General features: G+C 71.3%; 26 protein-coding genes and 1 pseudogene. 8 read left to right on the top strand and 19 right to left on the bottom strand.

Annotated features, from left to right (window positions below; all coding sequences use genetic code 11):
* Nucleotides 1–179: 179 nt before the first annotated feature.
* Nucleotides 180–1,099 (bottom strand): annotated as a pseudogene (locus ACZ418_RS06180) (AEC family transporter).
* A 52-nt stretch (nt 1,100–1,151) separates the two neighbouring features.
* Here ACZ418_RS06180 and ACZ418_RS06185 point away from each other — a divergent pair.
* Entirely contained in the window at nt 1,152–1,538 is a 387-nt protein-coding gene (locus ACZ418_RS06185; RefSeq protein ID WP_468357657.1) for an STAS domain-containing protein, read from the top strand.
* Here ACZ418_RS06185 and ACZ418_RS06190 read toward each other — a convergent pair.
* From ACZ418_RS06190 to ACZ418_RS06200, 3 genes are all read right to left on the bottom strand, one after another.
* Nucleotides 1,422–2,435 carry a sigma-70 family RNA polymerase sigma factor gene (locus ACZ418_RS06190; RefSeq protein WP_468357660.1) on the bottom strand — a complete coding sequence of 338 codons (1,014 nt, stop codon included), beginning with the start codon at nt 2,433–2,435 and terminating at the stop codon, nt 1,422–1,424. The genes ACZ418_RS06185 and ACZ418_RS06190 overlap by 117 nt on opposite strands.
* Before the next feature lie 108 nt (nt 2,436–2,543).
* Nucleotides 2,544–2,897 carry a hypothetical protein gene (locus tag ACZ418_RS06195; RefSeq protein ID WP_468357663.1) on the bottom strand — a complete coding sequence of 118 codons (354 nt, stop codon included), beginning with the start codon at nt 2,895–2,897 and terminating at the stop codon, nt 2,544–2,546.
* A 99-nt stretch (nt 2,898–2,996) separates the two neighbouring features.
* Entirely contained in the window at nt 2,997–4,286 is a 1,290-nt protein-coding gene (locus ACZ418_RS06200; protein WP_468357666.1) for an MFS transporter, read from the bottom strand.
* A 63-nt stretch (nt 4,287–4,349) separates the two neighbouring features.
* Between ACZ418_RS06200 and ACZ418_RS06205 the strand changes: the two genes are divergently transcribed.
* Complete coding sequence (locus ACZ418_RS06205) at nt 4,350–5,312, top strand: LysR family transcriptional regulator (RefSeq protein ID WP_468357669.1); 963 nt, start codon at nt 4,350–4,352, stop codon at nt 5,310–5,312.
* Between the two features lie 22 nt (nt 5,313–5,334).
* On the opposite strand, the gene ACZ418_RS06210 is transcribed toward ACZ418_RS06205, so the two are convergent.
* Entirely contained in the window at nt 5,335–6,096 is a 762-nt protein-coding gene (locus ACZ418_RS06210; protein WP_468357672.1) for a prolyl oligopeptidase family serine peptidase, read from the bottom strand.
* Between the two features lie 123 nt (nt 6,097–6,219).
* Between ACZ418_RS06210 and ACZ418_RS06215 the strand changes: the two genes are divergently transcribed.
* Together ACZ418_RS06215 and ACZ418_RS06220 are read left to right on the top strand one after the other, a co-directional pair.
* On the top strand, nt 6,220–7,383 hold the full coding sequence (locus tag ACZ418_RS06215; RefSeq protein WP_468357675.1) for an adenosine deaminase: 1,164 nt from the start codon (nt 6,220–6,222) through the stop codon (nt 7,381–7,383).
* Nucleotides 7,384–7,533: 150 nt separating this feature from the next.
* Nucleotides 7,534–7,902 (top strand): ATP-binding protein, encoded by a 369-nt coding sequence (locus tag ACZ418_RS06220; RefSeq protein WP_468357678.1) that lies wholly within the window; start codon nt 7,534–7,536, stop codon nt 7,900–7,902.
* An 84-nt stretch (nt 7,903–7,986) separates the two neighbouring features.
* Here ACZ418_RS06220 and ACZ418_RS06225 read toward each other — a convergent pair whose 3' ends face one another.
* From ACZ418_RS06225 to afsQ1, 5 genes are all read right to left on the bottom strand, one after another.
* Nucleotides 7,987–8,187 carry a PspC domain-containing protein gene (locus ACZ418_RS06225; RefSeq protein WP_468357681.1) on the bottom strand — a complete coding sequence of 67 codons (201 nt, stop codon included), beginning with the start codon at nt 8,185–8,187 and terminating at the stop codon, nt 7,987–7,989.
* A 112-nt stretch (nt 8,188–8,299) separates the two neighbouring features.
* On the bottom strand, nt 8,300–8,866 hold the full coding sequence (locus ACZ418_RS06230; RefSeq protein ID WP_468357684.1) for a VanZ family protein: 567 nt from the start codon (nt 8,864–8,866) through the stop codon (nt 8,300–8,302).
* A 109-nt stretch (nt 8,867–8,975) separates the two neighbouring features.
* Nucleotides 8,976–9,593, bottom strand: a complete 618-nt coding sequence (locus ACZ418_RS06235; RefSeq protein WP_468357687.1) for a hypothetical protein — start codon at nt 9,591–9,593, stop codon at nt 8,976–8,978.
* A complete protein-coding gene (locus ACZ418_RS06240) occupies nt 9,593–11,197 on the bottom strand; it encodes an ATP-binding protein (RefSeq protein WP_468357690.1) in 1,605 nt (534 codons plus the stop codon). The genes ACZ418_RS06235 and ACZ418_RS06240 overlap by 1 nt, the downstream gene beginning before the upstream one ends.
* On the bottom strand, nt 11,194–11,871 hold the full coding sequence (gene afsQ1, locus ACZ418_RS06245; protein WP_106980762.1) for a two-component system response regulator AfsQ1: 678 nt from the start codon (nt 11,869–11,871) through the stop codon (nt 11,194–11,196). Before afsQ1 ends, ACZ418_RS06240 begins: the two co-directional genes overlap by 4 nt.
* Nucleotides 11,872–12,111: 240 nt before the next feature.
* On the opposite strand from afsQ1, the gene ACZ418_RS06250 reads away from it, so the two are divergent.
* Entirely contained in the window at nt 12,112–12,852 is a 741-nt protein-coding gene (locus ACZ418_RS06250) for a SigE family RNA polymerase sigma factor (RefSeq protein WP_468357694.1), read from the top strand.
* Between the two features lie 149 nt (nt 12,853–13,001).
* On the opposite strand, the gene ACZ418_RS06255 is transcribed toward ACZ418_RS06250, so the two are convergent.
* Entirely contained in the window at nt 13,002–13,637 is a 636-nt protein-coding gene (locus tag ACZ418_RS06255) for a uridine kinase family protein (RefSeq protein WP_468357697.1), read from the bottom strand.
* Between the two features lie 127 nt (nt 13,638–13,764).
* On the opposite strand from ACZ418_RS06255, the gene ACZ418_RS06260 reads away from it, so the two are divergent.
* The gene (locus tag ACZ418_RS06260) at nt 13,765–14,169 is read left to right on the top strand and encodes a hypothetical protein (protein ID WP_468357700.1); all 405 of its coding nucleotides are present in this window, start codon (nt 13,765–13,767) and stop codon (nt 14,167–14,169) included.
* Nucleotides 14,170–14,258: 89 nt separating this feature from the next.
* Here the strand turns inward: ACZ418_RS06260 and ACZ418_RS06265 are convergent, their stop codons facing one another.
* Genes ACZ418_RS06265 through deoC form a run of 3 tightly spaced genes read right to left on the bottom strand, consistent with a single transcriptional unit; the run spans nt 14,259 to nt 17,532 of the window.
* The gene (locus tag ACZ418_RS06265; RefSeq protein WP_468357703.1) at nt 14,259–15,143 is read right to left on the bottom strand and encodes an aldehyde dehydrogenase family protein; all 885 of its coding nucleotides are present in this window, start codon (nt 15,141–15,143) and stop codon (nt 14,259–14,261) included.
* Entirely contained in the window at nt 15,136–16,566 is a 1,431-nt protein-coding gene (locus tag ACZ418_RS06270) for an aldehyde dehydrogenase family protein (RefSeq protein WP_468357706.1), read from the bottom strand. Before ACZ418_RS06270 ends, ACZ418_RS06265 begins: the two co-directional genes overlap by 8 nt.
* Before the next feature lie 6 nt (nt 16,567–16,572).
* Nucleotides 16,573–17,532, bottom strand: a complete 960-nt coding sequence (deoC, locus tag ACZ418_RS06275; protein ID WP_450981778.1) for a deoxyribose-phosphate aldolase — start codon at nt 17,530–17,532, stop codon at nt 16,573–16,575.
* A 135-nt stretch (nt 17,533–17,667) separates the two neighbouring features.
* Here deoC and ACZ418_RS06280 point away from each other — a divergent pair, with 135 nt between their 5' ends.
* Complete coding sequence (locus tag ACZ418_RS06280) at nt 17,668–18,357, top strand: PH domain-containing protein (RefSeq protein ID WP_468357709.1); 690 nt, start codon at nt 17,668–17,670, stop codon at nt 18,355–18,357.
* A 22-nt stretch (nt 18,358–18,379) separates the two neighbouring features.
* On the opposite strand, the gene ACZ418_RS06285 is transcribed toward ACZ418_RS06280, so the two are convergent.
* From ACZ418_RS06285 to ACZ418_RS06305, 5 genes are all read right to left on the bottom strand, one after another.
* Complete coding sequence (locus ACZ418_RS06285) at nt 18,380–18,868, bottom strand: hypothetical protein (RefSeq protein ID WP_468357712.1); 489 nt, start codon at nt 18,866–18,868, stop codon at nt 18,380–18,382.
* A gap of 271 nt (nt 18,869–19,139) precedes the next feature.
* Complete coding sequence (locus ACZ418_RS06290) at nt 19,140–19,655, bottom strand: hypothetical protein (RefSeq protein WP_468357714.1); 516 nt, start codon at nt 19,653–19,655, stop codon at nt 19,140–19,142.
* 445 nt (nt 19,656–20,100) lie between these two features.
* Nucleotides 20,101–21,732: a phospho-sugar mutase gene (locus ACZ418_RS06295; RefSeq protein WP_468357716.1), complete on the bottom strand. Its 1,632-nt coding sequence runs from the start codon at nt 21,730–21,732 to the stop codon at nt 20,101–20,103.
* Nucleotides 21,733–22,288: 556 nt separating this feature from the next.
* Nucleotides 22,289–23,113: a purine-nucleoside phosphorylase gene (locus ACZ418_RS06300; protein WP_031164004.1), complete on the bottom strand. Its 825-nt coding sequence runs from the start codon at nt 23,111–23,113 to the stop codon at nt 22,289–22,291.
* Between the two features lie 131 nt (nt 23,114–23,244).
* Nucleotides 23,245–23,682 (bottom strand): gamma-glutamylcyclotransferase family protein, encoded by a 438-nt coding sequence (locus ACZ418_RS06305; RefSeq protein WP_450981628.1) that lies wholly within the window; start codon nt 23,680–23,682, stop codon nt 23,245–23,247.
* 95 nt (nt 23,683–23,777) lie between these two features.
* Here ACZ418_RS06305 and ACZ418_RS06310 point away from each other — a divergent pair, with 95 nt between their 5' ends.
* Nucleotides 23,778–25,226, top strand: a complete 1,449-nt coding sequence (locus ACZ418_RS06310; RefSeq protein WP_468357721.1) for an NAD(P)H-quinone dehydrogenase — start codon at nt 23,778–23,780, stop codon at nt 25,224–25,226.
* The last annotated feature ends 23 nt before the right edge of the window (nt 25,227–25,249 follow it).

Raw genomic sequence — 25,249 nt, forward strand, 5'->3', positions numbered from 1 at the left:
GGATCGGTGACGCACCGATAGGAGACCGCCATGAGCGCACTCGCCGCCGAGTCCGGGTCCCCGAGGGAAACGGGCTGGGACGAGATCGTCCGTGTCTGGGAGGAGACGGACGCTCCCGAGGGCTGCCCGCGCCCTTCGAACTGGACATCGACACGAGCGTCTTCCCCCTCAGCTGATCCTCATCCCAACACCGCCGCCACCCCCACCAGCACCGGCACCGACGCCACGGTCGAGAGCAGGATCGACTCGCGGGCCAGGCCCTCGGCCACGCGGTAGCGGCTCGCGTAGGTGAAGAGGTTCTGCGCGGCCGGGAGGGCCGAGGTCACCACCACGTCCAGCAGTGGGGCGCCGTGCAGGCCGAAGAGCGCCGTTGCCAGGGCCCACGCCACCAGCGGCTGGCCCAGGGACTTCAATGCCACGGACATCAGGACCAGTTGACGGTCCCGGCCCCGGCCGGGGGCCGAACTGCCGTGCAACGACATGCCGAAGACCAGCAGCGCCGCCGGGACGGACATGTTGCCGATCAGGGTGAGGGGGTTCAGCAGCGGGCCGGGGAGCGTCCAGCCCGCCGCCGACACCACGACCCCGACAGCGAGCCCACCGCTATCGGATTCCGCAGCGGTGTCAGCAGGCGCCGCCACAGCGTGCCCTTCTCGCCCATCCCGGACAGGTCCAGGATCGTGAGCGCGACCGGGGTCACCAGCACCACCTGGAACAGCAGCACCGGCGCCACCAGGGACGCGTCGCCCAGGACATACGCCGCGATCGGAATGCCGAGGTTGCCCGAGTTGACGTAACCGGAGCACAGGGCGCCGATGGTGGTCCGCCCCACGCCCCAGCGGCGTGCGGTACCGACCGCCACGAAGACCCCGACGACCGCTGCCGTGCTCAGCGCCGTCACCAGCAGGCGAGCCGAGAACAGCACCGACAGGTCGGCGCGTGCGAGGGTCGTGAACAGGAGCGCGGGGCCCGCCACCGTGAAGGCCAGCCGGGTCAGCACCTCGCCACCCTGCGCCCCGAGCGTCCCGCGCCGCCCGAGCACATAGCCCACCCCGATGACGACCGCGATCACCGCGAACCCGCTCAGCACCCCCGTCACACGGCCAACCCTCCGAGGAGAACGGGGAACTGGTCAATGTGATCTGTGCCCGATGAGTTCCGCCCGGACCGTCGGTCTACCGCACGTGGACGCCGAGGAACCCGCCGTGCTCGTGCTGCCCGGCCCCGTCACCCGGGACCAGGCGGCGGCGCTGTGTGCCCGGGTGCAGATGCTGCTGGCCGGCAGTGGCGCCCGCGTCGTCGTGTGCGACGTGGGCGGGCTCGGGCCCCCGGGCCTGGCCGCCGTGGACCTGCTGGCACGGTTGGAGCTGGCCGCCCGCCGGGCCGGCGGGCGGATTCGGCTGCGGGACCCCGATCCCGCGCTACCCGCCCTTCTCGACCTCGTCGGACTCCGCTTCCAGATGGAGGGGGAGGCCGAACAGCGAGAACCAGCGCTTGGTGTCGAGGAAGCAGTGGAAACCGGTGATCCGGCCCTCTGACAGCTCCAGCACCTGCACCGCCCAAGGACCGAAACCGCCCTTCTCCTCGTCCGGCTTGTAGTGTGCGAACCCCGGCAGTCCGTTGACCTGCACCGGCAGCAGCCGGGAGCCGGCACAGGAGGCGCCGAGCGTCGACATGAAACCGGTGATGTCGGCCGGGCCGCGCAGCCACAGGTCGAACGGCGGCATCGTCATGATGGCGTCCTCGTGCAGCAGCGCCGTCAGCGCCGTCATGTCATAGCCCTCGAAGGCTTTGACATAGCGCTCCAGGAGTTTCTGCTGCTCCTCGTCGAGAGGATCGGACACCGCGCCCTCGGGGCCCGCGTCCGCGCGCTCCGCGAGCGTGGCCCGCGCCCGCTGCAGCGCGCTGTTGACCGAGGCGACCGAGGTGTCCAGCAGCTCGGCGACCTCACTCGCCTTCCAGGCCAGCACCTCGCGCAGGATCAGCACCGCCCGCTGCTTGGGCGGCAACTGCTGGAGGGCCGCCATGAAGGCCAGCCGGATCGACTCCTTCGCGACCGCGGCCTCCGCCGGATCGTCGACCGTCGGCAGCACGCGCGCGTCCGGCATCGGCTCCAGCCAGGTGTGGTCGGGGCGGGGGGAGAGCGCGGCCTGCGCGAGCGGGGTCGATTCGGTCAGGTCCATCGGTCTGGCCCGTTTGTTGCCCGCCGCCAGCATGTCCAGGCACACGTTCGTCGCGATCCGGTACAGCCACGAGCGCAGGCTGGAGCGGCCCTCGAACTTGTCGTAGCTCCGCCAGGCCCGCACCAGGGTGTCCTGCACCGCGTCCTCCGCCTCGAAGGAGGAGCCGAGCATCCGGTAGCAGTACCCGGTCAGTTCGGTCCGGTGCTTCTCCAGTGCGACGTCGAGGTCCGCCGTCGCCGTGCTGTCGCCCATCGTGCACCCACCCCTGTGGCCGTCCCTGCAGCGCTCCGTCGCGCCCCAGCACTTGGGAAGCTACCGCAGCCCTCTGACAATGGCCCTCCGAGTCCGGAAAAGCCCAGCTCAGACCAGTTGCTTCACGGACATGAGCAGATCCCGGTGCCCCGCTGCCGCCCCGGTGCCGGCGAGCAGCGCCCGCTGCCCCGCCCCGAGCAGCTCCATCCGCAGCCCGGTGCCCTCGAAGGAGGTCGGCGCGTCGAGCGGATACGCCGGGTGGAACGCCACCGTGACCTCCGCCGCGCCCTGCAGGACGGCCGGCAGCCGCTGGGCCGCCACATCGTCGCCGTAGCCCGCCCGCATCAGCAGCGAGCCCTCGGCCGCGGCGCAGTCCAGCCGCACCGGGCTGTCCGCCTCCGCCACCACCGCCACCCGGCGCACCGCCTCCGCCGGCTCCCAGCGCGCGATCCGGAACTCCATACGGCAAACCCCCTGCATCGACGGACCAGTTGTCCGGCGGACGCTGTCCGCGCCCCCTGACAACCGGCCCCGACCAGGGGGAACGCCGGGCTCAGCGCGTCACGCCACGGCGAGCTCCCGCCGCGCCGCCACCCGGGCCGCGCGCGTGCCGAGCACCGTGATCGCGACGACGCCGGCGACCGCGAGCAGACCGACGCCGACCGTGCCGCTCCAGCCGTCGGCGTGGAAGGCCGTCGCGCCGACCGTGCTGCCGACACTGGAGCCGATGTAGTACATGGACTGGTACAGGGCCGAGGCCTGGGCGCGGCCCTGCGTGGCCGTCTTGCTGACCGCAGAGGAGGCGACCGCGTGGCCCGCGAAGAAGCCCGCCGTGATCAGCACCAGGCCCAGCAGGACCAGCGGCAGCGAGGGGACCAGCGAGAGCAGCAGGCCCGCCGCCGTCGTACCGCCCGCCAGGTACAGCGCGCCCCGGCGGCCGAGCCGGCCCACCAGCCGGCCCGCCGTGGACGCCGACACCGTGCCCACCAGGTAGACCAGGAAGATCGAGCCGATGATGCCCTGCGGCAGCCCGAACGGCGCGCCCGTCAGCCGGTAGCCGATCACCGTGTACACACCGCCGAACACCGTCATGAACAGCGCGCCGATCGCGTACAGCCGCCGCAGCAGCGGGTTCGCGAGGTGGTCGCGGACCGTGCCGAGCAGGACCCGGGGCCGCAGTGAACCGGTAGTGAAGTGCTTCGGCGCCGGGAGCAGCAGCCGGAAGGCGACCGCGCATCCGACGGCGATCACGCCGATCACGCCGACGGCCACCCGCCAGCCCCACTCCTGGGCCACCCAGCCGGTGATCACCCGGCCGCTCATGCCGCCCACGCTGTTGCCCGCGACGAACAGGCCGATCGCCGTGACCAGCGCCTTCGGCCTGACCTCCTCGGCCAGATAGGCCTGCGCCGAGGCCGGCAGTCCGGCCAGCGCCGCGCCCTGCACCGCCCGCAGCACCACCAGCACACCGAGCGACGGCGCGAACGGCACCAGCAGTCCCACGGTCACCGCGACGGCCAGCGAGGCCGTCATCACCGTACGGCGGCCGAAACGCTCGGACAGGGCGCTCATCGGCAGGACGAACAGGGCCAGTCCGCCGGTCGCGGCCGCCACGGTCCAGCTCGCCTCGCTCGCCGCGACCCCGAACTCGCCGGAGATCAGCGGCAGCAGGGACTGCGTGGAGTACAGGAGGGCGAAGGTCGCGACCCCGGCGAGGAAGAGGGCGAGGCTCATCCGGCGGTAGCCGGGCCCGCCCGGAGTCATACGGGAGTCGGAGGCGGAGGTGTCGGAGGCGGGGACGTTCGGTGCGGCGCCCACGATGGTGGACGCCCCGGTACTGGCGGGAGACATGCCTCGACCGTAGGTACGGCCGGTCTCATCCGTCCAATGCATGGAATCGCCATAATCGTTCCCATGCAGCATCAGCAGAGCTCACAGCCTCGCCTGTCACCGAACAGTGACACAGAAGACATGTCCGCGATGTCGCGGGTGCTGGCGCCCCGCCTCGCGTACTTCGCCGGCGTGGCCCGCACCGAGCACGTCACCCGCGCCGCCCACGAGATGAACGTCCCCCAGTCCACCCTCTCCCGCTCGATGGCCCGCCTGGAGCAGGACCTGGGCGTCGACCTGTTCGCCCGGCACGGCCGCACGGTCTCCCTGACCCCCGCCGGCCGCACCTTCCTCACCTCCGTCGAACGCGCCCTCGCCGAGATCGAGCGGGCCGCCGAGGAGGTGCGGGCCGACGCCGACCCGGCCACCGGCAAGGTCGCCTTCGGCTTCCTGCACACCATGGGCGCCGAGACGGTCCCCGGTCTTCTGCACGCCTTCCGCGAGGACCACCCGCGCGTCCGCTTCAGCCTGGTCCAGAACTACGGCGAGGCCATGCTCGAAGGCCTGCGCGCCGGCGAACTGGACCTCTGCCTCACCTCACCGGTCCCCGACGCCCCCGACCTGGTCGCCCGCCGCCTGGACGAGCAGAAACTCCGCCTGGTCGTCCCCGCCGACCACCGCCTGGCCTCCCGCCGCCGCATCCGCCTCGCCGAAGCCGCCGACGAATCCTGGGTCACCCTGGAACCCGGCTACGGCCTCCGCCGTATCTTCGACGCCCTGTGCCGGGAGGCCGGCTTCCGCCCGAGGGTCGCCTTCGAGGGCGAGGAGGCGGAGACCCTGAGGGGCTTGGTGGCGGCCGGCCTGGGGGTCGCCCTCCTCCCCCCGCCGACGGTCCCCAGGCCGGGGGTGGTGGAACTGACGGTCACGGCCCCGAGGGCGGTACGAGAGATCGGCGTCGCCTGGCTGGCGGACCGCCCGGACACCCCGCCGGTGGCGGCCTTCAAGAAGTTCCTGCTCTCGAGACGGGGCAGCTTGCTGCCAGCCTGAGCGGCGCCGATCCGAAGGGGCCCTACCGCTTCAACGACTTGCCGAACCCGGCAGCCAACGGCATCCGAAGCCCGATCGGCGGCGGAGCGGCCAGCGCATCCTCGACAGGGCGGGACACGGGGTGCCCGAACAACGCCCCCATCATGAAATCAACGGCCAGCCAGGCCACTTCGTCCCGATGCCCATGCAGCCCATGCCCATCGGAATGCACCTCGAACCGGCACACCTCCCGGTTCACCTTCTTCGCCCGCGCCGCGAACCGGAACGACAGCTCGGGATCGGTCCGCTCGTCATTCGTGCCGTGCACGATCAGCACCCGCCGCCCCACGAGCTGCTTCACCGGCTCGGCAGGCGCGGCCACATCGTCCTCCGGCAGCCAAGGAGCCAGGGCCACAACGGAGTTGACGGCCTCGTGCCCACCGGCCCGCAGCGCCGCCCGGCCGCCCATGTCCACGCCGACCAGGCACACGGGAACGTCCCCGTACCGTCGTACGACCTCGTCGGCCGCCCACTCCGCGTCCGCCGCCAGATGCGCCTCGCTGCCGTTCCAGCCGCGGTACCGGTAGTGGACGGTATGGACAGCCAGTCCCTCCTCCCGCCCCGCGCGAGCGAACCGCCGGCCCAGCGCGCGCAGCGCGGTCGCCGCCCGAACGAGGGATGGCCCGCGGTCGGAGACCTCCTCCCCGCCGGGGAGCAGCACCACCGCTGCGCACACCGCCGTCGGCTCCGGGCCGACGGCCTTTCCCAGCCTGGCCGTTCGGGCCGGCGTCGCTTGCTGTCCCATGGCAGAACAGTGTCAGAAGGAGCGGTGTACGAAACCCTCATGTGCGGTCACCTTTGCGTATCGACGGAAAAGCGATGTCGCCGATTCCCGGTCTTCTACGCGCGTAGGCGTTACAGTGCGGAAATGACGAGCCAGACCGCACCGACCGGGACGCTTCCGACGCCGGACCAGATCCGCCGGGCGCCCAAGGTTCTGCTGCACGACCACCTCGACGGCGGGCTCCGCCCCGGAACCGTCGTCGAACTCGCCCAGGGGGCCGGCTACTCGGAGCTGCCCGAGACCGATCCGGACAAGCTGGGCATCTGGTTCCGCGAGGCCGCCGACTCCGGCTCGCTGGAACGGTATCTGGAGACCTTCAAGCACACCGTCGGCGTGATGCAGACGCGGGAGGCGCTCGTCCGGGTGGCCCGCGAGTGCGCCGAGGACCTCGCGGAGGACGGAGTCGTCTACGCCGAGGTGCGGTACGCCCCCGAGCAGCACCTGGAGCGCGGACTCACCCTGGAGGAGGTGGTCGAGGCCGTCAACGAGGGGTTCCGGCAGGGCGAGCGGCTCGCCCGGGAGAACGGCCGCCGCATCCGGGTCGGCGCCCTGCTGACCGCCATGCGGCACGCCGCCCGCTCCCTGGAGATCGCCGAGCTCGCCAACCGCTACCGGGACTCCGGAGTCGTCGGCTTCGACATCGCGGGCGCCGAGGCCGGCTATCCGCCCACCCGGCACCTGGACGCCTTCGAGTACCTCAAGCGCGAGAACAACCACTTCACCATCCACGCCGGCGAGGCCTTCGGGCTGCCGTCCATCTGGCAGGCGCTGCAGTGGTGCGGCGCCGACCGGCTCGGGCACGGGGTGCGGATCATCGACGACATCGAGGTCCACGAGGACGGCTCCGTCGTGCTCGGCCGCCTGGCGTCGTACGTCCGTGACAAGCGGATCCCGCTGGAGCTGTGCCCCAGCTCCAACCTGCAGACCGGGGCGGCGCCCTCCTATGCCGAGCATCCGATCGGACTGCTGCGCCGGCTGCACTTCCGGGCCACCGTGAACACCGACAACCGACTGATGTCGCACACCAGCATGAGCCAGGAATTCGAGCATCTCGTCGATGCCTTCGGTTATACGCTCGACGATCTGCAGTGGTTCTCCGTCAATGCGATGAAATCAGCGTTCATTCCTTTCGATGAACGACTCGCCATGATCAATGACGTCATCAAGCCCGGGTATGCGGAGCTGAAATCCGAATGGCTGTTCCGTCAGACGGCCTCCACCAGCAGCTCTGTCGAATCGGAGGGCTAGCCGCACCCGGATCCCGGCACGGAATGCGGACGCGCTTTCACAAGTCGTCCGCATTTCGGTGTTTGCGGCGGGCAGCCCGGCATGTTTACGGTCGTGGACCGCTCAGATCTTTTTGTGATCTCCGTCTCCGCATTCAAGGACGCATTCACCATGAAGCAGTCTGCTGCCAAGACCCTCGGTGTCGCCGCCCTCGGTGCCGCCTTCGCCGCCGTCGGTGCGGGCGCGGCCAACGCGGCCCCGGCCGTCCCCGACGCCGCCCGGGCCACGCAGGCGCTGGATTCCGTCACCAGGACGCTGCCGGCCGAGAACGTCTCCAAGGCGCTGCCGGGCGCCTCCGGGGCGCTCACCCAGGGGCGGGGTGCCGTGGGTGCCGGGCTGGCCGCCGCGCAGCCGGCCGTCCAGAACGTCCTCGCCAAGGGCCCGACCGCGCCGATCGCCGGACTGCTCGGCGGGCTGCCGCTGCACAACACCGGCCTGCCCACGCACGGTGTGCCGGTGAACGGGATTCCGCTCGGCTGACGCCGACGCCGACGGTCGTACGACGCCGCTGGGGCGCCCCGGAACTGTCCGAGGGCGCCCCAGCGGCGTTCACGCGTGTGCCTCTCACCAGGCGGTGCGTGTCCTGTCCTCGGCCGGCAGCAGGATCCACAGCGCTATGTAGAGCAGGAACTGCGGGCCCGGCAGCAGGCAGGAGAGCAGGAAGATCACCCGCATCGTCGTCGCGGAGGTGCCGAAGCGCCGTGCCAGCGCGGCGCACACTCCGCCGATCACGCGGCCGTGGGTGGGGCGGGCAAGGGCGGACATGGCGACTCCTCCGTGGTCGTCGGCTCGCTCGTCGAGCCGGGGTCGGGGCCGCCCCGGTGGCGTCCCTCGACTGTCTTCCACGGTAGGGAGACGAAGCGGGCGAAGCGTCGCTCTACGGGGCGATCCCGACCCTGGGAATCGTCGGGGTGCGACCCTGAGACAGCTCCTCCTGCACCGTGACGGGCGGCTCCGCCCCGGCGTCCGCCCGCGCGTCCCGGCGGCGCAGCCAGGCGCGGCCCGCCGGTACGACGGCCAGGTGGGCCAGGGCGACGCCGGCGGTGTTCAGCAGCAGCGAGTCCACGTCCACGACCCTGCCGGGCACGCCGGTCTGCAGCAGGGCGATCCCGGTGGAGACGAGGGCGCCCGCGGCGGTCGTACGGATCAGGGAGAAGAGCGGGGAGCCGGTGAGCCTGCCGTGTGCCATCGGCAGCAGCACGCCCAGCGGGGCGAGCAGGGCCAGGCCCTCGCCGATGCGTCTGGCGGCCTCCGGCCAGCCCAGGGCCAGATCGGCCCGGATGCCGGCGAAGGGGTGCAGGTTGGGGGGCGTGACCCAGGGGACGTCCAGGGGCCGCAGCATCAGCCAGGCGACGAGGACGAGGTGAGCGACGAGGAGGACACCCCCTGTCACCCGGACATGGATCGCGGCGCTGCCGCCGCCGATGGAGCCTTGACGCTGCACGCCCCCCTAGACGCCGTACCGGTGCCGATCGGTTCCGCCCCGCAACGTTCCGGTTGCCCTGTGCTCTGGAAAGGGGTTTCACCGCGGGGGTTCCGGTTCGCCGGGGGCGCTACCTCGCCGCGACCTCGCTCGACGGCGGCTCCGCGCTGCCCGGGCGGTCGCGGACGTCGTCGGTGCACTCGTAGCGGCGCAGCGGCCCGGCATCCGGGCCGCCGAGGACGACCGAGCCGTCGCCCTCCGTCGCCGCCGAGTCGGAGAGGGTGCACACCAGCTGGGCGAGGGCGTAGGAGGTGAGCCGGGACGGTGCCGTGCTCAGGCGGAGTGCGTCCTCCGGGTCCTTCGGGCCGGGCCCGCGCACGGTGAGGCCGCCCGGCACGTACGTCGTATAGCCCGCGGAGCGCTCCGCGGCGGACGGGGACGCGGCGAGCTGGTCCAGGAGCCCCTGTGCCACGATCACGCGGCGCCGCGCGTCCGGGGTGCCCTCGGGGACGCGTACCGTCCGGTCGACGGTCACCAGGGACGCCCCGCACAGCAGGAAGACCTGCACGGGCACGCCCTGCGAGGACTGCTTGGCCAGGTCCGGGCCGGCCAGCGAGCACGGCACCCGGGAGGGCGCCGCCCCGAAGTCGGTCGGCACCTGGGTGGCCCGGATGCCGCAGCCGGAGAGCAGCAGGCCGAGGAGGGGCAGCGCCAGCAGGCCTCGCACGGTCAGGCGTCGTACGGACATCACCCCTCCTTCCCTGAACTTCCCGGGCTTCCGGGGTTCCCGGAAGCGTCCTTGTCGGTCTTGTCGCCCTCGTCGGTCTCCTCCGTGAGCCGGGAGGCGTCCCGCGGCAGCCGCAGGGTGAACACCGCGCCGCCCTCGGGCGAGTTGGCGGCGCTGATCCCACCACCGTGGATGTGGGCGTTCTCCATGGCGATGGACAGGCCCAGCCCGCTGCCCTCGGAGCGCGGCCGGGAGGCACTCGCCTTGAAGAAGCGGTCGAAGACGTGCGGGAGCACGTCCTCGGGGATGCCCGGCCCGTGGTCACGCACCGCGATGACCAGGTCGTCGCCGTCTATGCGCACCGACACACGCACCGGAGACCCGCCGTGCTTGAGCGCGTTGCCGATCAGGTTGGCGAGTATGACATCCAGCCGGCGCGGGTCGAGACGGGCGTGGATGCCGCGCTCGGCGTCCAGCTCGACCGCGTCCAGCCAGGCCCGGGCGTCGATGCAGGCGGTGATCTGGTCGGCGATGTCGACGTCGTCCAGGACCAGCCGGGCGGTGCCCGCGTCGAAGCGGGTGACCTCCATCAGGTTCTCGACCAGGTCGTTCAGGCGCCGGGTCTCGCTCACCACCAGCCGGACCGCGGGCTCGATCATCGGGTCGATGCCGCCGGCCTCCGACTCCAGCTCCTCCTCCAGCACCTCCGTCACGGCGGTGATGGCGGTCAGCGGCGTCCGCAGCTCATGGCTCATGTCGGCGACGAAGCGACGCGAGGCCTCGTCCCGCGCGGCCATCTCCGCGACCCGTTTCTCCAGCGCCTCGGCGGCGTTGTTGAAGGTCCGGGAGAGATCGGCGAGTTCGTCGGTCCCCGACACCCGCAGCCGCGTGTCCAGCCTGCCCTCACCGAGCCGTCGGGCGGCGACCCCCAGCCGGTGCACCGGCTTCAGCACGGTCGTGGCGGCGGCCTGCGCGAGCAGCGCGGCACCGATCAGCGCGAGCCCGGTGGCGATGCCCAGTGACCAGGCCAGCGAGTTGAGGTCCTTCGCCTCCGGCTCCAGCGACTTGGCCATGTAGCCCGTGGGCCCGCCGCCGATCACCCGCGAACCGGCCACCAGATACGGCGTGCCGTGGTCCACGACCCGCTGCCAGTACAGGTGGTACGGCTCCTTGTTGCCGTCGGTCACCTTCTGCTGCTTGTTCACCGCCGCGCGCAGCGCCCCCGGCACGTCCTCCAGCGAGAAGCCGTTGATGCCGCCCGAGTTGCCGTACACCGTCTTGCCGTCGGCGTCCTGGGCGACCAGGAGCACGCTGAAGTGCTGGCTGCTCGCGGCCATCTGGCCCGCCGCGCGCTGCAGTTCGTCCTGAGTGGGGTGGACCGGCAACGCGCCCGCGCGGTTCTGCATCTCCTGCCGGAAGTCGCGCAGCACCGCGTCCTGGGCGCGGGTGAGCACCGCCTCCCGGTTCAGCCAGTAGGCGATGCCGGACGCCGAGACCGCGGCCGTGAGCGCCACCAGCGCGAAGACGACGACCAGGCGCAGCCGGAGGCTGGTGAACCTGAGCCGCGACAGACTTCCCGTGCGCCCCGCGGCCCAGCCGCGCAGCCCCCCTTGCGTGTCGGTCACTGAGGCGCGTCCAGGCGGTAGCCGACACCACGGACGGTACGGATCAGCGTCGGGGAGGAGGGCACGTCCTCGACCTTCGCGCGCAGCCGCTGCACACAGGCGTCCACGAGCCGCGAGTCACCGAGATAGTCGTGCTCCCACACCAGCCGCAGCAGCTGCTGCCGGGACAGCGCCTGACCGGGCCGCCGGCTCAGCTCCAGCAGCAGCCGGAGTTCGGTCGGGGTCAGCTGCAGATCCTCGCCGTTCTTCGTCACGGTCATCGCCGACCGGTCGATGACGAGGTTGCCGAAGGTCGCCGAGTCGCTGGACTCGCGCTCCCCGCGCCGCAGCACCGCCCGGATCCGGGCGTCCAGCACCCGGCCCTGCACCGGCTTGACCACATAGTCGTCGGCGCCGGACTCCAGTCCGACCACCACGTCGATGTCGTCACTGCGCGCGGTGAGCAGGATGATCGGCAGCTGGTCGGTGCGCCGGATGCGACGGCACACCTCGAAGCCGTCGATGCCGGGCAGCATCACGTCCAGCACGATCAGGTCGGGCCGCTGTTCACGCAGCAGCTTCAGACCGTCCTCACCGCTGGCAGCGGTCGCCACCCGGTGTCCCTGGCGCGTCAGGGAGAGCTCCAGGGCCGTACGGATGGCGTCGTCGTCCTCGATCAGCAACAGGGAAGGCACGGGCTCATTCTGGCCCATGGACGGGCTGTCGTACGACCCGCCGACACCAGGCCTTCCCTACCGCCACCACCTGTGCACTTGCTGTGACGGCCCTGGATCCGGCCCCTGTGACAGGTCTGTGACAGTCGGCGGACACGGCCATGAAGTGGTCCCGGCAGTCTTTTGGGCACGGGCAGAGCGGGACGGACCAGCCGGCCCGGCAAGACCGAACCACCGGAAGTCCACCACGGGGAGCGCGAGATGAACACGCTGCACAGCATCAGCACCAGCGCCGTAGTCACGCGACTGCACGATGTGCACCGGGGTTCCGAGAAGTCCGGTGTTGTGAGCGGGCGGGGGTGCGCTCGCAGCACCGGGCGTCAGCACACCGCCTACATGACGGTGGTCGACGCACACACGGGGGACACGCACGGGGGATCCGCGTACGGGGAGGACTCGGGGGAGCAGCGCCGTTCCCTGACGGAGGCGGAGTTCACCGCCTACGTCCAGGAGCGCCGCGCCTCCCTGTACGCCACCGCCTACCACCTGACCGGCGACCGCTTCGAGGCCGAGGACCTGCTGCAGAGCGCGCTGTTCTCGACGTACAAGGCGTGGGACCGGATCAGCGACAAGGCCGCGGTCGGCGGATACCTCCGCCGCACCATGACCAACCTGCACATCAGCGCCTGGCGGCGCCGCAAGCTCAACGAGTACCCGACCGAGGAACTGCCCGAGACGCCCTCCGACACGGACGCGATGCGCGGCACCGAACTGCGTGCGGTCCTGTGGCAGGCGCTGGCCCGGCTGCCCGAGCTCCAGCGCACCATGCTGGTCCTGCGCTACTACGAGGGCCGTACGGACCCGGAGATCGCGGAGATCCTCGACATCAGTGTCGGCACGGTGAAGTCCAGCATCTGGCGCTCGCTGCGCCGGCTGCGCGAGGACGAGGTCCTCAGCTTCGGCCGTGACGAGGAGAGCGCCTTCGGCGAACTGGTCGCCTGAAGGTCAGGGGTCACCCGGGGGTGACCCGCCGGGGGGACACGGGGGAAACGGAGGGGGACACGGGGGAACGGGGGAAACGGGGGAGCACAGAAGCGGGACTGGAAGGTCGGGGGGCCTGTCCAGTCCCGTTTTTGTTTCCGGTACGGCTCTTACGCCACCGTCTGCTGGCGCGTCTGCCGCCCCGCCGCCGCTGCCGCGAGCCGCCCAAGCGCCTCGTCGCGGTCACACGAATGCGCACCCAGCGACACCTGGCGGGCGACGATCGACCGCTCGGCACGCATCAGCCGCCAGCCGCGGCGCAGCAGGAACGGCACCGACTTGCGGCCCTCCTTCAGATCCCGCAGGAACCGGCGGCGGAAGGTGACGAGCGGACCGCGCGTCAGACACAGGGCGTCCGCGAGCACGCCCAGCTCCCGGCAGCGCTCGACGATCTCCGCCGCGAAGATGCCCTCCGCGATGAACAGGGGGGTACGGCCGATGTGCAGCGTCTCCTCGCCGGTACGGGCGCTCAACGCGATGTCGTACACCGGCACCGGCGTCGAACCGGTGGCACACAGCCGGGTGATGGCCTCGACGGCGACATCCGCGTCCCAGGACTGCGGATGGTCCCAGTCGATGTCCGAACTCCCCTCCACCAAGGGCAGAGTCGGGTCGTCGCCCTCCTTGTAGAAGTCGTCCAGACGCAGGACGGGGAGCCCGGAACGGGCGGCGACGAGGGACTTGCCCGAGCCCGAGGGGCCGCAGAGCAGCACGACGCGGGCGGAGGACGGGGGATGAATGCTCACGGAACCCCAGTTTGACGTATGGCGGCGCGCCTGCCGACCCCGCGGGTCGGCTTTTGAGCGTGACTCCCGCCTCAACTACCCTGTGTGCCGACATCATTACCCTGCGCACCAGAAGGCGGCACCAGCGATGGCCCGACAGACCTCCCCCCAGCACCCCGCCGCCCAGCGCGCCCTGATCGCCCTCGCGACCGCGGGAGCGGCCCTGGGCGCGGGCGCGGCAACGGCCCACGCGAGCGCCGCCTCCCCGGTCATGGAGGTGCCGTGGCGCCCGACCTCGCTCGGTCGCGTCGACCCGAACGCGGGACTCGCGGCCATCAGCGGCACGGTCGGCTATGTCACGGGCCCGCTGGCCGGCCTCAAGCCCAACCCCCTGGCGGGCACGGGCGTGGACCCTCTGGACAACGGGGTGGGCACCCAACTGGCCGACTTCAAGCCGGCCTCAACACGCATGCTGACGGCACCGGTGGCCGAGGCCCGGTCGCTCGGCGAGGTACCGGTAGTGGGCCAGGCCCTTGGAGTTCTGGGTCACTGAAAGCGCCCTGAAGGGGCGAGGGGAACTGCGCGATCAACCACAGACGACCCGCAGCCGGCAAACCACCGCAGTTCCCCGCCCGAACCCCGTCAGTAGGAAGACCCCGACGCGCCCAACGATCCCGTCGGATGCCACACCGTCTTCGTCTCCAGGAACGCCGTCATCCGCTCGATCCCGGGCGTCTCGAAGTAATCCACAGCCTGTGGACGAAGCACCCGCTTCAGATTGTCGGCCGCGGCGATCTCCAACTCCTTCGCCAGCACCTCATCCGCGCCCGCGAGGTCGATCGCGTTGACGTCCTGGTGCGCGGCCAGCGGGGCCGCGATCTCCGCCGTACGGCCGGACAGGACGTTGACGACACCGCCGGGGACGTCGGAGGTGGCCAGGACCTCGCCCAGGGAGAGGGCGGGCAGCGGGGACTTCTCGCTGGCGATCACGACCGCGGTGTTGCCGGTGGCGATCACCGGGGCCACGACCGACACCAGGCCCAGGAACGACGACTCCTGCGGGGCCAGTACGGCCACCACTCCGGTCGGCTCCGGCGAGGAGAGGTTGAAGAACGGCCCGGCGACGGGGTTCGCGCCGCCGATCACCTGGGCGATCTTGTCGGTCCAGCCCGCGTACCAGACCCAGCGGTCGATGGTCGCGTCGACGACGCCCGCCGCCTTCGACTTGGACAGGCCCTCCGCGTCGGCCACCTCGCGGACGAACTGCTCGCGGCGGCCCTCCAGCATCTCCGCGACGCGGTAGAGGATCTGGCCGCGGTTGTACGCCGTCGTGCCGGACCAGCCGCCGAACGCCTTGCGCGCGGCGACCACCGCGTCCCGGGCGTCCTTACGGCTCGACTGCGGAGCGTTGGCCAGCCAGTTGCCCTTCGAGTCCGTCACCTCGTACACCCGGCCGCTCTCGGAACGCGGGAACTTCCCGCCGACGTACAGCTTGTAGGTCTTGAAGACGCTCAAACGGTCAGACATCGAGGTATGCCTCCAGGCCGTGGCGGCCGCCCTCGCGGCCGAAGCCCGACTCCTTGTAGCCGCCGAACGGCGAGGTCGGGTCGAACTTGTTGAACGTGTTGGACCAGACGACGCCCGCGCGCAGCTTGTTCGCGACCGCCAGGATGCGGGAGCCCTTCTCGGTCCAGATGCCCGCCGACAGGCCGTACTGCGTGTTGTTCGCCTTGGCGACCGCCTCGTCCGGGGTGCGGAAGGTGAGGACCGACAGCACCGGGCCGAAGATCTCGTCGCGGGCGATGGTGTGCGCCTGGGTGACGTTCGTGAAGAGCGTCGGGGCGAACCAGTAGCCGGAGGACGGCAGTTCGCAGGCCGGGGACCAGCGCTCGGCGCCCTCCGCCTCGCCCTGCTCGGCCAGCGCGGTGATCCGGGCCAGCTGCTCGGCGGAGTTGATCGCGCCGATGTCGGTGTTCTTGTCCAGTGGGTCGCCGAGGCGGAGGGTGGACAGGCGGCGCTTGAGGGAGCCCAGCAGCTCGTCCTGGATGGACTCCTGGACCAGCAGACGCGAGCCTGCGCAGCAGACCTGGCCCTGGTTGAAGAAGATGCCGGTGACGATGCCCTCGACGGCCTGGTCGATCGGGGCGTCGTCGAAGACGATGTTGGCGCCCTTGCCGCCCAGTTCGAGGGTGAGCTTCTTCCGCGTGCCCGCGACCGTGCGGGCGATCTCCTTGCCGACGGCCGTGGAGCCGGTGAAGGCGACCTTGTTCACGTCCGGGTGCGCGACGAGCGCGGCGCCCGTGTCGCCGTAGCCCGGGAGGATGTTGACGACGCCCTTGGGCAGGCCGGCCTGGCGGCAGATGTCCGCGAAGAACAGCGCGCTCAGCGGAGTGGTCTCCGCCGGCTTCAGGACGACCGTGTTGCCGGTCGCCAGCGCCGGGGCGATCTTCCACGCCAGCATCAGCAGCGGGAAGTTCCAGGGGATGACCTGGCCGGCGACGCCCAGCGGCCGCGGGTCCGCGCCGAAACCGGCGTGGTCGAGCTTGTCGGCCCAGCCCGCGTAGTAGAAGAAGTGGGCCGCGACCAGCGGGAGGTCGGCGTCCCTCGTCTCCTTGATCGGCTTGCCGTTGTCCAGCGTCTCCAGGACGGCCAGCTCACGGCTGCGCTCCTGGATGATCCGGGCGATACGGAACAGGTACTTGGCGCGCTCGGAGCCGGGCAGTGCCGACCACTTCTCGAAGGCCTTGCGGGCGGCCTTGACGGCCCGGTCGACGTCCTCGGCGCCGGCCTGGGCGACCTCAGAGAGCACCTCTTCGGTGCTGGGGCTGACCGTCTTGAAGACCTTGCCGTCGGCCGCGTCCGTGAACTCGCCGTCGATGAACAGGCCGTAGGAGGGGGCGATGTCGACGACCGAGCGGGACTCGGGCGCCGGTGCGTACTCGAAAACCATGATCGATCAGTCCACCGTCACGTAGTCGGGGCCGGAGTAGCGGCCGGTGGCCAGCTTCTGGCGCTGCATCAGCAGGTCGTTCAGCAGCGAGGAGGCGCCGAAGCGGAACCAGTGGTTGTCCAGCCAGTCCTCGCCCGCGGTCTCGTTGACCAGGACCAGGAACTTGATCGCGTCCTTGCTGGTGCGGATGCCGCCGGCCGGCTTCACGCCGACCTGGACGCCGGTCTGGGCGCGGAAGTCCCGTACGGCCTCCAGCATCAGGAGGGTGTTGGCGGGCGTCGCGTTCACCGCCACCTTGCCGGTCGAGGTCTTGATGAAGTCGGCGCCGGCGAGCATGCCGAGCCAGGAGGCGCGGCGGATGTTGTCGTACGTCGACAGCTCACCGGTCTCGAAGATGACCTTCAGCCGGGCGCTGTCGCCGCAGGCCTGCTTCACGGCGACGATCTCGTCGTACACCTTCAGGTACTTGCCGGCGAGGAACGCGCCCCGGTCGATGACCATGTCGATCTCGTCGGCCCCGGCGGCGACGGCCTCGCGGACGTCGGCCAGCTTCACGTCGAGGGCGGCACGGCCGGCCGGGAAGGCGGTGGCGACCGAGGCGACCTTCACGCCGGAGCCGGCGACGGCCTCCTTGGCGACGGCCACCATGTCGGGGTAGACGCAGACCGCGGCCGTGGTCGGGGTCGTACGGTCCGTGGGGTCGGGGTGGACCGCCTTGGCGCCGAGCGCCCGGACCTTGCCCGGGGTGTCCGCGCCTTCCAGCGTCGTCAGGTCGACCATCGAGATGGCGAGGTCGATGGCGTACGCCTTCGCGGTGGTCTTGATGGAACGGGTGCCGAGAGACGCGGCGCGCGCCTCCAGGCCGACCGCGTCGACGCCGGGCAGCCCGTGCAGGAAGCGGCGCAGCGTGCTGTCGGACGCGGTGACGTCCGAGAGAGCGTGAGCTGTGGGTGCGGTAGTGGGCATGGTCACCAGACGAGCATATCTACGCGCGTAGCGGCTGTACAGCCCCGAGGCTCGTCTCCCCTCCGGAGATCACAGCTGAGCGCCGGTTCCGGGGCGCGTGGAAGCACCGCAGCCAGTGTCATGCACACTGGGCCCATGACCACGCCCGACCACCAGTCATCCGCGTCACAGCCGCCGGTCTCCACCGCCAAGGACCGGGTCTACCGCTCGCCCATGGCGCTCGTGGGCGGCGTACTGCTGCTCGTCGTCATCGGCTGGCTCGGCTTCGACGCGCTGTTCCGGGGCCATGGCCGCGCGCCGTGGCTGGCGCTCGCCGGGATGATCCTGATCGTGCCGCTGGTGATCGCCTTCACGCTCCGCCCGGCGGTCTTCGCGGGCGAGGACCGGCTGCGGGTGCGCAACCCGTTCCGGGTGGTCGGCCTGCCCTGGGGCGAGGTCGCCTCGCTGCGCTCCGGCTTCTCCAACGAGGTCGTCGCGAAGTCCGGCGCCAAGTACCAGCTGTGGTCGATCCCGGTCTCGCTGCGGGCCCGCAAGAAGGCGGAGATGCGCAAGTCGCGGGCGGCGGCGGACGCGGCGCGCGGCGGGGAGCCGATGCGCCGCAACCTCGGCTTCGGCGGCATGGGCGGCTTCGGCGGCAGCGGCGGCGTGTCCGGGCCGACCCGTGCGGAGACCGACCAGGTCATGGACGAACTCCGGGACCTGCTGGACCGGCGCGGCGAGGCGGAAGCGGCGCAGGGGGAGGTCACCGTGCGCTGGGCGTACGAGGTGATCGCGCCCGCGCTGGCCGGTGCGGTGCTGCTGCTGATCCTGCTCGCCACGGGGTGAGGCTCGCAGGGTCGGGCGGGCCTCAGCCGGGGGTCCCCAGGCGGCAGCGCTGGCTGTGAAACATGCGTGAGCCTCCGCCGCCGTTCGTCCTGGACGGATGAAATCTGTGGGTGAAGTCCATGGGGATGTCCAGCGCGAAGAAGTTCTTCCCGTTCCCCGTCCGCGCGCGCAGGCGGATCCGGTACTCGGCCACCGGCACGGTCTCGGGAAGCCGCAGGATCCACGCCTGCCGCCACGGCCCGGCGGGAGGCCTGGGGTCACCCGGCAGTCCCGCACCCATGTGTGCCAGCAGGTCGGGCAGCCGATACCACCGGTCCAGCATCTTGACCGGACCGAACTTCATGATCACATTGCAGGTGACCCGGGTCAGGTCGACGGTCTCCTTGAGGTGCCCGTCCATCTCGCAGCGGACCTGGTGCCCGAGCCACGGCAGTGCGGGGGTCAGCGTGATGGTGAGGAGGTCCAGGACATAGGTGTCGTCGCTGATGTCCTCCACCAGGCCCACACTCATCTCACTCACCTCGCAGTTCGTCTTATGCCGCTTCCTCACCCGTTCGGCGGTGGGAAACGATGGGAAGGAAGCCAACGGCCATCGCGTCGGGACGGGCGCCGAGGGAAGGCGCTCGGGCAGGCGGCACCGCGCGTACGGCGCCCGGTGTCCGGTCCTGGCGGGATGCGCCCGGCGTGTCGGCCGTCCGACAATGGTCGGAGCCGGTGCTCCGGCCCGATTCCGGCGGGCCGGAGCACCACATGTGCACTCGACGTGTGCACTCGACGCCGGACTAGTCCCAGTCCTCGTCGAAGTCCCAGTCGAAGTGCCGGACCACGCGGAAGCTGGCCACCACGCCGTCCTTGATGTGGATGCCGCGGATGCGCCCGACGCGCACACCTTCCGCGGAGCTGCGGGGCCCGACAGTGGCGACGGGAGCGCCGTTGTCGCAGACCACCCCGCGGAAGACCTCGACGGTCTTGCGGCTGTCGTTGCGGATGTTCAGGGTCTTCGCGCCCAGGCCGCTGACCACGGTGATGCAGTCGCCGGGGTGGGCGGAGTAAGAGCGCTCGTTGATCTCGATCCGGCCCCAGTCCTCGTGGCCCCTGCCTCTGTTACCGCCCTCGTTGCCCTTGCCCTGTCCGGCGTTGCCGCCGAAGGGAGCCGCGTCGGGAGCTGCCGGGGCGGACTGGGGAGCCGGGGCCGACTGAGGGGCGGAGGCCGCCGAGGCGTAGGTGATGCCGGTCGCGGCCAGGGCAGACGCGGCCGCGATACCAGCAGTGACGACGGTGGAACGGGGGAGCTTCATGTCGCTTCTCCTGTCTCCGGTTTCAGAGATACCGGCCCGAAAGCCGGCTCGTGAGTAAAAGTACCCACACCGGTCATACCGGTCATATAAGACAACAGGAACGAGGGGCCAATAGAGGTATTTTTAGCGCCTAGCGCCGCTCCCCGGGGACGCCGGCGGCCCATCAAGTAGACGTAATTAAAAGCAGATTGACCGACTATTAGCCCCTTCGACGTATCTTCTGACGCTCGCTCACTTCCGTCGTGTCGCGGCGTGTCGCGGTGCGGCGCCGCGTGTCGCTGCGGGCGGTGGAGGCGCGTCGTGTTACAGGGGCGCTGCCTCGGTGTCGTCGGCTGCGGAGGGTGCGACCGCGGCGCAGGGGTGAACGGCGGTCCTGTGCCGGGGAGTTGCGGAATGACGAAATGGGGTGCCCCCCGGCCGGGGCACCCCATCGGTGTCGTACGGGTCAGATGCCGGCGGCCGCCGACAGGTCCCGCTTGATCGCGCTGAGCAGTTCCGTCGCGCGGGCGCGGGCGGCCGGAAGGGCAGCGTGGTCCGCGACCGGCACCACGACCTCCAGGTAGCACTTCAGCTTCGGCTCGGTGCCGCTCGGGCGGACGATCACACGGGCGCCGTCGAGCGTGTAGCGCAGGCCGTCCGTGGGCGGGAGCTCGGCGGTGCCCCGCGTCAGGTCCTCGGCGTCGGTGACGGCCAGGCCCGCAAGCTCCGTCGGCGGCTGCTCGCGCAGGCGGCGCATCGCGTCCGCGATCAGCGAGAGGTCCTGCACACGGACCGACAGCTGGTCGGTGGCGTGCAGACCGTGCTCCACGGCGAGGTCGTCGAGGAGGTCGAGGAGGGTACGGCCCTCCTCCTTGAGCTGCGAGGCCAGCTCGGTGATCAGCAGCGCGGCGGTGATGCCGTCCTTGTCGCGCACGCCCTCGGGGTCCACGCAGTAGCCGAGGGCCTCCTCGTAGCCGTAACGCAGGCCGTCCACGCGGGCGATCCACTTGAAGCCGGTCAGGGTCTCCTCGTAGGGGAGGCCCGCCTTCTCGGCGATCCGGCCGAGGAGGGAGGAGGAGACGATCGACTCGGCGAACACGCCGCTCGCGCCCCGGCGGACCAGGTGGGCGCCGAGCAGGGCGCCGACCTCGTCGCCACGCAGCATTCGCCAGTCCGCGCCGTCCCTGACGGCCACCGCGCAGCGGTCGGCGTCGGGGTCGTTGGCGATGACCAGGTCCGGGCCGGTCGCACGGGCCTGGGCGAACGCCAGGTCCATCGCGCCCGGCTCCTCCGGGTTCGGGAAGGCGACCGTCGGGAAGTCAGGGTCGGGGTCGGCCTGCTCGGCGACGAGCACCGGCTCAGGGAAGCCGGCCCGGGCGAAGGCGGCGAGCAGGACGTCCTTGCCGACGCCGTGCATCGCCGTGTAGACCGTGCGGGCGGTACGGGGGGAGCCGGGGGCCAGGACGGCGTCCGTACGGGCCAGGTACGCCTCCAGGACCGACTCGTCCAGGATCTCCCATCCGGACTCCGGGCGGGGGACGTCGTTCAGCGAGGCGATCGCGTCGATCTCGGCGGCGATCCCCGCGTCGGCGGGCGGCACGATCTGCGAGCCGTCGCCGAGGTAGACCTTGTAGCCGTTGTCCCGGGGCGGGTTGTGGCTGGCGGTGACCTCCACGCCCGCGACCGCGCCGAGATGCCTTATGGCGTACGCCAGGACCGGGGTGGGCAGCGGGCGGGGGAGTACGGCGGCGCGCAGGCCGGCGCCGGTCATCACGGCGGCGGTGTCGCGGGCGAAGTCGGCGGACTTGTGGCGGGCGTCGTAGCCGATGACGACGAGTCCACCGGGGTGGCCGGTCTGCTTCAGGTACGCGGCGAGGCCGGCCGCCGCCCTGATGACGACGCTGCGGTTCATGCGCATCGGGCCGGCGCCGAGTTCACCGCGGAGACCTGCGGTGCCGAACTGGAGGGTGCCGCTGAAGCGGGCCGACAGTTCGTCGATGTCACCGGCCTCGATGAGCTTGGCGAGTTCGGCGCGGGTCTCCTGGTCGGGGTCCTCGGCGAGCCATGCGTGGGCCTTGGCCATCAGATCGTCGTGCACCTTGGGATCAACCTCTCCTTGTCTCCGCTGGGGGCTCCGCCCCCAGACCCCCCGTTTTCCCACCCGCCCACCCGACTCGGTCGGCTGGAAGGTGAACGAGCGGCATCGCGCCACCGCTCCCACAGCGCCGAGGCCGCTCGCGCCGCCACAGCACCGGCGGGTCCGCGAGCCTGCTGCCCGGTGGTGTGCTCGCAGCCTCGTGAGTCCGCGAGTCTGCCGTTCGGTGGTGTGCTCGCAGTCCCGTGAGTCCCCGAGCCCGCGGCCCGGCGGTGCGCTTGCAGCTCCGCGAGCCTGCCGTTCGGAGGTGTGCTCGTAGCCTCGCGAGTCCGCGAGTCCGCGAGTCCGCGAGTCCGCGAGTCCGCGAGTCCGCGAGTCCGCCGCTCTGCAGTGTGCTCGCAGTCCCGCGAGTCCCCGAGCCGATGCCCGGCCGTGTGCTCGCAGTCCCCGAGCCGCCGCCCGGCGGTGTGCTCGCAGCCCCCGCGGATCCCTGACGGCCCCGGCACTGCCGCCGCCGCTGCCGCCGCAGCCCCGTGAGAGCCCGGCGGCATGCTCTGTCTTACAGCTTCCCCAGTACCTGGCCCAGCAGCTCGCCCATGCGGGCGGCCGAGTCGCGGCCCGCCTGGAGGACCTCCTCGTGGTTGAGGGGCTCGCCGGTCATGCCGGCCGCCAGGTTGGTGACCAGGGAGATGCCCAGCACCTCGGCGCCCGCCTCGCGTGCGGCGATGGCCTCCAGGACCGTGGACATGCCGACCAGGTCCGCGCCGATGACGCGGGCCATGCGGATCTCGGCCGGGGTCTCGTAGTGCGGGCCGGGGAACTGCGCGTAGACGCCCTCCTCCAGGGAGGGGTCGATCTCCTTGCACAGGGCGCGCAGGCGGGGGGAGTAGAGGTCCGTCAGGTCGACGAAGTTGGCGCCGACGATCGGGGAGGTGGCCGTGAGATTGATGTGGTCGCTGATCAGGACCGGCTGGCCGGGGCGCATGCCCTCGCGCAGGCCGCCGCAGCCGTTGGTCAGGACGATCGTCTTGCAGCCGGCGGCCACGGCCGTGCGGACGCCGTGGGCGACGGCGGCGACGCCACGGCCCTCGTAGTAGTGCGTGCGGCCCAGGAAGACCAGCGCGCGCTTGTCACCGAAGGAGTACGAGCGGATCTTGCCGCCGTGCCCCTCCACGGCCGGCGGCGGGAAGCCGGGCAGCTCGGTGACCTGGAACTCGGCGTCGGGTGCGCCCAGGGCGTCGACGGCCGGAGCCCAGCCGGAGCCCATCACGAGGGCGACGTCGTGGGTCTCGGCGCCGGTGAGTTCGCGCAGGCGCGCGGCGGCGGCGTCGGCGGCGGCGTACGGGTCGCCCTGGATGTCGTCCGGAAGAAGAGATGCGTTCACGTGGTCGAGGGTAGCCGGTGTTCGCCTACGCGCGTAGATGACAGACGTCACGGGATTGCTTTCGTTGTCTTGTTGTTTCCGACCAAGCCGTGACGCAGGGGGTCTGTGTGTCTTCTGTGAGCCGCCGGCGCTCAGCAGGGGCGCTTGCGCAGCTCCATCACGTAGTCGTGCGGCGCCCCGGCGGACTCCGCCGCGTCGGCGATCTCGCCCAGGTAGCGGGCCGAGGGCAGGCCGCCCTCGTAACCGTTCAGGACGTACGTCCACGCGGCCTCCTCGCCGTCGAGGGTGTGCACACGCACGCGTACCCGGCGGTAGAGATCCAGTCCCACGCCCTCCCACCGGTCGAGTGACTCCTCGTCCAGGGGTGCGATGTCGTAGAGGCCGACGAAGACCTGCGCGAGTGGATCCTCGACGATCGTCGCCAGCGCGCCCTCCCAGCCCAGCTGCTCGCCGCCGAACGTCAGCCGCCAGCCGTTCAGCCAGCCCGTGGCACGCAGCGGGGAGTGCGGTGCGCGGTGCGACATCAGGCGCGCGTCCAGGTTGCCGGCGTACGCGGCATAGAGCGACATGGGGAGAGGGTACGGCAGGGGAACGCGAGTCACTCCCGTCCCAGGGAGAGCTTCCGTGCGCCCCCGGGCAGTAGCACCTTGAAGCGTGCGGGACAATGGAGTACGTGACTCGGATCGTGATCATCGGTGGCGGACCCGGCGGATACGAAGCGGCCCTGGTAGCCGCCCAGCTCGGTGCGGAGGTGACCGTCGTCGACTGCGACGGTCTGGGCGGAGCGTCGGTGCTGACCGACTGCGTGCCGTCGAAGACGCTCATCGCTACGGCCGAGGTGATGACCACCTTCGACTCGTCGTACGAGGAGCTCGGGATCATCGTCGCCGACGACACCCCGCCGCTGGAGCAGGCGGCCCGGGTGGTCGGGGTGGACCTCGGCAAGGTCAACCGGCGGGTGAAACGGCTCGCGCTCGCGCAGTCGCACGACATCACCGCCTCCGTCACCCGCGCCGGCGCCCGTGTCATGCGCGGGCGCGGCCGGCTGGACGGCATGCAGGCCCTCGACGGGTCCCGGAAGGTCGTGGTCACCGCCGCCGACGGCACCGAGGAGACCCTCACCGCCGACGCCGTCCTCATCGCCACCGGCGGCCACCCGCGCGAGCTGCCCGACGCCCAGCCCGACGGCGAGCGCATCCTGAACTGGACCCAGGTCTACGACCTCACCGAGCTGCCGGAAGAGCTGATCGTGGTCGGCTCCGGTGTGACCGGTGCCGAGTTCGCCGGCGCCTATCAGGCGCTGGGGTCCAAGGTCACGCTCGTCTCCTCCCGGGATCGCGTCCTTCCCGGTGAGGACCCGGACGCCGCCGCCGTGCTGGAGGACGTCTTCCGGCGCCGTGGCATGAACGTCATGGCCCGCTCCCGTGCCGCCTCCGCCAAGCGGGTCGCGGACCGGGTGGAGGTGACGCTGGCCGACGGGCGCGTCATCAGCGGTACGCACTGTCTGATGGCCGTCGGTGCCATCCCGAACAGTGCGGGGCTCGGCCTGGAGGAGGCCGGCGTCAAGCTGCGCGACTCGGGTCACATCTGGACCGACAAGGTGTCCAGGACGACCGCTCCCGGCGTCTACGCGGCCGGTGACGTGACCGGAGTCTTCGCGCTCGCGTCCGTCGCCGCCATGCAGGGACGTATCGCCATGTACCACTTCCTCGGCGATGCGGTGGCCCCGCTGAACCTGAAGACCGTCTCCTCGAACGTCTTCACCGACCCCGAGATCGCGACCGTCGGCTACACGCAGGCGGACGTGGACGCGGGCAAGATCGACGCGAGGGTCGTCAAACTGCCCCTCCTGCGCAACCCGCGCGCCAAGATGCAGGGCATCCGGGACGGCTTCGTGAAGATCTTCTGCCGCCCGGGCACGGGGATCGTCGTCGGCGGAGTGGTCGTGGCGCCGCGCGCCTCGGAACTGATCCACCCCATCTCGATCGCGGTCGACAACAATCTGACGGTCGAACAGATCGCGAACGCGTTCACGGTGTACCCCTCCCTTTCGGGGTCGATCGCGGAGGTGGCCCGGCAGCTGCACACCCGCAAGGCCGGTGCGGAGGCCTGACGGCCGGATCCGACTTCCCGCTG

The organism is Streptomyces sp. NPDC030820 (assembly GCF_055572075.1).